General features: G+C 34.7%; 6 protein-coding genes. All 6 read left to right on the top strand.

Annotation, left to right across the window (positions count from 1 at the left end; translation table 11 throughout):
• Window positions 1-214 precede the first annotated feature (214 nt).
• The 6 genes from AC07XN_RS23065 (at window position 215) to AC07XN_RS23040 (ending at window position 5563) form a co-directional block, all read left to right on the top strand.
• Window positions 215-1291: a GHMP family kinase ATP-binding protein gene (locus tag AC07XN_RS23065; protein ID WP_494744762.1), complete on the top strand. Its 1077-nt coding sequence runs from the start codon at window positions 215-217 to the stop codon at window positions 1289-1291.
• 28 nt (window positions 1292-1319) lie between these two features.
• Complete coding sequence (locus AC07XN_RS23060) at window positions 1320-2180, top strand: sugar phosphate nucleotidyltransferase (RefSeq protein WP_494744761.1); 861 nt, start codon at window positions 1320-1322, stop codon at window positions 2178-2180.
• Between the two features lie 160 nt (window positions 2181-2340).
• The gene (ispG, locus tag AC07XN_RS23055; RefSeq protein ID WP_494744760.1) at window positions 2341-4389 is read left to right on the top strand and encodes a (E)-4-hydroxy-3-methylbut-2-enyl-diphosphate synthase; all 2049 of its coding nucleotides are present in this window, start codon (window positions 2341-2343) and stop codon (window positions 4387-4389) included.
• Window positions 4390-4457: 68 nt separating this feature from the next.
• On the top strand, window positions 4458-4646 hold the full coding sequence (locus AC07XN_RS23050; RefSeq protein WP_309916651.1) for a DUF6728 family protein: 189 nt from the start codon (window positions 4458-4460) through the stop codon (window positions 4644-4646).
• 7 nt (window positions 4647-4653) lie between these two features.
• The gene (locus AC07XN_RS23045) at window positions 4654-5007 is read left to right on the top strand and encodes an MmcQ/YjbR family DNA-binding protein (protein WP_309916654.1); all 354 of its coding nucleotides are present in this window, start codon (window positions 4654-4656) and stop codon (window positions 5005-5007) included.
• 4 nt (window positions 5008-5011) lie between these two features.
• Complete coding sequence (locus AC07XN_RS23040; RefSeq protein ID WP_309916657.1) at window positions 5012-5563, top strand: tetratricopeptide repeat protein; 552 nt, start codon at window positions 5012-5014, stop codon at window positions 5561-5563.
• Window positions 5564-5638: the final 75 nt, after the last annotated feature.

Below are 5638 nucleotides of genomic sequence, written 5' to 3'. Positions count from 1 at the left end.
ACAGACGAATATTAAATATAATTTGAAGATTTGGTGATTTGGAAATTTGAAAATGATGTTTTCTTTTTAAAAAATGCTGAATGATAGTTATGATAAACGATTGATTAGCAATTTTTTAAAAAATCAAAGTGACCAAAACACATTTTCAAATCTCCAAATTTTTACACTTTCAAATTAAAACACTATTTTTGCAGTAATTAATTACCGACCATCGATGAGTAATAAGATTAAAGTATCAACACCAGGCAGAATTTGTCTTTTTGGTGAACATCAAGATTATCTAGGACTGCCAGTAATAGCAGCCGCAATTTCTAAAAGAGTAAACATTACTGGCGAAAATAGGAACGATGGGAAGGCAATTTTACATTTACCCGATATAGATTCAGAAATTAGTTTCGATATCTATCCAGAATTACCTTATTTGCATAAAAGAGACTACTTTAGGTCAGCTTTGAATATATTACAGCGACAAGGATATTCTTTTAAAAAGGGATTAGAATGTACTGTAGAAGGCAATATTCCAATTAATTCGGGCACATCAAGTTCATCAGCATTATTGGCAAACTGGATTCATTTTTTATCCAGAATAGCCGATGAGCCTAATCCATTATCAGCTAATGAGATAGCGGAAATAGCTTTTCATGCAGAAGTAGTAGAGTTTAAGGAAGCTGGAGGAATGATGGATCATTATTCAACGGCCGTTGGCAATGTAATATATTTGGAATCGACGCCTAAGATTTATGTAGAAACGCTCAAACCAAAATTTGGCAGTTTTGTACTCGGAGATTCACTAGAACCTAAAGATACAGTCGGTATTTTGAAAAGAGTAAAGTATGGTGTATTGGAGGCTGTAGAAAAAATCAAAAAGGAGTATCCAGATTTTTCATTGTTTTGCGTTACACAAGAAGACGTCAAGGCATTCGTTAAATTGTTGAATAATGAAGAATTAGATTTGATAAAAGCCAATATTGATAATCGTGAAATTTTGATTGAAGCCCTCGCATTATTGAAGGCAGAAACATTAAACCATGAAAAATTTGGCGAATTATTAAATCAACATCAATTAAATTTACAAGCATTATTAAAAATATCAACTCCTAAAATTGATAGAATGTTAGCCGCAGCCAAAGCCTCTGGAGCATTAGGAGGCAAAATAAACGGTTCAGGTGGTGGTGGATGTATGTTTGTGTACGCACCAGAAAACCCCGAAGCAGTAGCTAAAAGTATTGAAAATGAAGGAGGTAAAGCTTATATCATTCAGATTGACGAGGGTACAAGCTTAGAAAATTAACCCAACTAGCAAAATAAAAAATCTTTAAATGGCAAAATTACTAATCATGGCGGGCGGAATGTCGTCAAGAATGAAAAAAGCAGAAGGCACAGAAACGTTAGATTCTACATTAATTGAACAAGCAAACACACTTCCGAAGGGAATGATTGGTGTAGGAAAAGATGGTCGCCCATTTATGGATTATTTAATTTATAACGCACATCGTGCTGGTTATACAGAAGTATTGATTTTAAAAAACCCAAAAGATAAAGTTACCAAACCTTATTATGACCAATTGGTAGCCGACAACAAGGCTTGGGGAATTACTTTTAAATACGCCACACAACAAATTGCTCCAGACCGCGAAAAACCTGCTGGTACTGCCGATGCCATTCAACAGGCATTAGAACAAACCCCTGAATGGAAAGGCGAACGATTCACTGTATGTAATTCTGATAATTTGTATTCAGTTAAAGTACTTACCTTGTTGAAAGATTGTCCTGTACCCAATGCTGTGGTTTCTTATGAAAGTATTGCTTTGGGCGTTGCTCCAGAAAGGGTAAAAGCTTTTGCGGTAATCAAAGCTGATGAGGAAGGTTATTTGATTGAAATCATCGAGAAACCAAATGATGAACAAATAGAGTCTGCCAGAGATAAAAATGGTAAGATTGGTGTAAATATGAACGTATTCCATTTTTATTATGATGATATTTTGGAATATGTAAGCAAAGAACCATTTAATCCAGTTCGTAACGAACGGGAATTGCCAAGTGCTGTCATGAAAATGGCTAAAGAAAACGCTAAGAAAGTAATTACGGTACCTGTAGAAGAAAACGTACCCGACCTTACGTCAAAAGGAGATATTTCTATTGTTCAGAAATATTTGGTAGATGAGTTTGGAGAGTTTTAAGCGATAAATTTGAAATATGATTAATTTGAAAGTGTTTTATTTCAAATTTAATATAACCATTCAGCCCCGATAAACGTTTTAAGTTTATCGGGGTTTTTTGTATAAACTCAAAAGTAAATTACAGAATCTTGTATCTTTGCATAGAACAATTCAATAATCCATGTCAACTACTCAAACTATCAATAGCCTGATTGAAAATGGCAACCGCTATGCCAATTCATTAACTGAATATTCTCGTAGAAAAACGATAACTGTAAACGTTGGCGATGTGCCTATGGGTTCTGATTATCCTATCAGAGTACAGTCTATGACTACCATTGATACGTTAGACACCGTTGGGTCAGTTGAGCAAACCATCAGAATGGTAGAATCTGGCTGTGAATATGTGCGTATTACGGCACCATCAGTAAAGGAAGCACAGAATTTGGATAATATTCGCAAAGAGTTGAGAGTAAGAGGTTATAGCGTACCATTAGTTGCCGATATTCACTTTACGCCCAATGCTGCAGAATTAGCAGCTAGACTAGTTGAAAAAGTAAGAATTAATCCGGGAAATTATGCGGATAAAAAACGTTTTGAAACAATAGATTATACCGAAATTGGTTATCAAGTAGAATTAGATAGAATCAGAGATAAGTTTTTACCTTTAGTAAATATCTGTAAAGAATATGGTACTGCCATGCGTATTGGTACCAATCACGGTTCATTGAGTGATAGAATTTTGAGCCGTTATGGTGATACTCCACTAGGAATGGTAGAATCGGCCTTGGAGTTCTTGAGAATCTGCGAAGATGAAAATTATTTCAACATCGTACTTTCCATGAAAGCATCGAACACGCAAGTAATGGTAGAAGCTTACAGATTGTTGTGCAAAAAACTAGCAGAAGAAGGTCTAAAACCCTATCCTTTGCACCTAGGCGTAACTGAAGCAGGAGAAGGTGAAGATGGAAGAATTAAATCGGCTGTAGGGATTGGTACTTTATTAGAAGACGGTCTGGGAGATACTGTAAGAGTTTCTTTAACGGAAGACCCTGAATTCGAAGCACCAGTAGCCAAAGCACTGATTGATAGATATACCCAAAGAAAAGAAAAGTCAACACCAATTTCAGCTTACACTCCCAACTCAACACTCAATACTCAAAACTCCTTCGATTCTCCTATCAATCCATTTCAATACTTTAGACGACATACGCATGAAGTAGCCAATTTTGGTGGACATAATGTACCTAGAGTAATTGCGGATTTTTCTCAGATAGAAGTTTCAGAACATGATGATTTAAAACCAATCGGACATTTCTATTTACCATTGCCAGATAAATGGACAATGAACGATTTGGGAGCTGACTATATTTATACAGCCAATAACCCTGCAAAATATATGTTGCCTATGGGGTTAAAAGAAATTTTAGACGCTCCTGCATGGGATAAACAAACTGATAAAGTAAATAAATTCCCTTTGTTTACTTTAGAACAATATCAAACACAATCATACAGGCATGATTTTTTAAACTTTTTAAGTATCAATTTATCCAATTTAGATACCTCAGTTGTTGAGCAAATCAAAGCTGACAAAACCCTTGTTTTGGCAGTAGAAACAGATAACGAACACGCTATGCCAGCGTTACGCCGTTTGTTTTTTGAATTGATAGCACAAAATGTAAGTACTCCAGCAGTGTTGGTAAGAAAATATGAAAACCTTCCTGAAAGTGATTTTCAACTATTTTCAGCTACTGATTGCGGAGGATTGTTGATTGATGGTTTTGGTGATGGAATATTATTAAAATTACCTGATTTATCAGAAAAAGCTGAACTATTAACGAAATCAAAAAGTTACAATTCAACAGCCTTTGGTATTTTGCAAGCAGCCCGCACCAGAATGAGCAAGACAGAATATATTTCTTGCCCTTCGTGTGGTAGAACGCTGTTTGATTTACAAGAAACTACTGCCTTGATTCGTAAGAGAACAGAGCATTTAAAAGGTGTAAAAATTGGTATCATGGGCTGTATCGTAAATGGGCCTGGCGAAATGGCAGATGCTGATTATGGATATGTAGGGGTTGGAAAAGATAAAATTGCGCTATATCGTGGGCAAAATGTGGTAAAAAAATCGGTTCATGCTGATAATGCAGTAGATGAATTGATTGGGATTATCAAAGAAGATGGTATATGGTTTGAACCAGCAGCATCTTTAGAAGCTGTTTTCGAATAACTTTATCTGCTTGTATTAATCATTTTTACCAATAGTAGCGATACTGATACCATTATAAACACAAGACAATGTCAAAATTAAAAGACCAATTCAAATTAGGAGAAGCATTTGGATACTTCTTTAGAATATTCAGTAAGCCTGATCCTTCAAAGCCTACTAATTTTAACATTAAAACGATGCACGTCATCAATAAAATATCAATTCTGATGTTTTTGATATGTGTAATTGTAATGATTTACAGAGCATTCTTTAGATAATTGCACAATGAATATTGAAGAATTCAGAGATTTTTGTTTGTCGATGAAAGGAGTAACAGAAGAATTACCCTTTGGACCTGATACTTTAGTGTATAAAGTAATGGGTAAAATGTTTGCATTGACGGGGCTTGATACAGAGATTTTTACTGTAAACTTAAAATGTGACCCTGACAGAGCGATTCAATTACGAGAAGAGTTTCATTATATCACTCCAGGGTATCACATGAACAAAAAGCACTGGAATACCGTAAACGGAGATAATGCATCTACAACACAATTAAAAGAACTTACTGAACATTCTTATCAGTTGGTTGTTTCAAGCTTACCTAAAAAAGTACAAGTAGAATTTCAAAATTTATAATTGTATGGAGTGGTTATTATTGTTTTTCTTCCTGCCATTTGTACTGACCATGATGTTTTTCAACTGGTTGGAGGAAAAGCTATTTAAGTTTCGTGACCGTGAAAAATTAGAAGAAGGCGAAATATTACTTCATGAAAATAAATTTGTTGAAGCACAGTTATTTTTCACTGAAAAATTAAACCAGTTTCCAAAATCTTCTAGAGCTTACTTTTACAGAAGTAAAGCGAACTTGATGCTAAAAAATTACTTCTCAGCATTATATGATATTGAACAATCGATTTCTTTTGATAATACCGTAGGTGAAGCTTATGTAATCAAAGGAAAAGTGCTTTATAAATTAAAAGAATATGATAGAGCCTTTCTGGAATTTGATAAAGCCGATTGGTTCTTTAGAAGTGAAAATCCCGAAACCTTACGGTGGCGAGGGATGGCGAGATATTGCATTGGTCAAATAGAAAATGCCATTAATGATTTCAACAAAGCGGTATTATTAGGCGACGAAGATGCCGCCTATATCCTAAGAACAAAGTTTGAGTATATCAAAAAAAGAGGATAAAAGTATCAAAATTAATGAACTCAAAATGATAGCTGATTTAAAAAATCACTCATTCACTAACTAACTCATTACTTA

The organism is Arcicella sp. GW458-12-2-14-TSB2, assembly GCF_059423785.1.
This window is presented reverse-complemented; position numbering and strand designations above follow the sequence as displayed.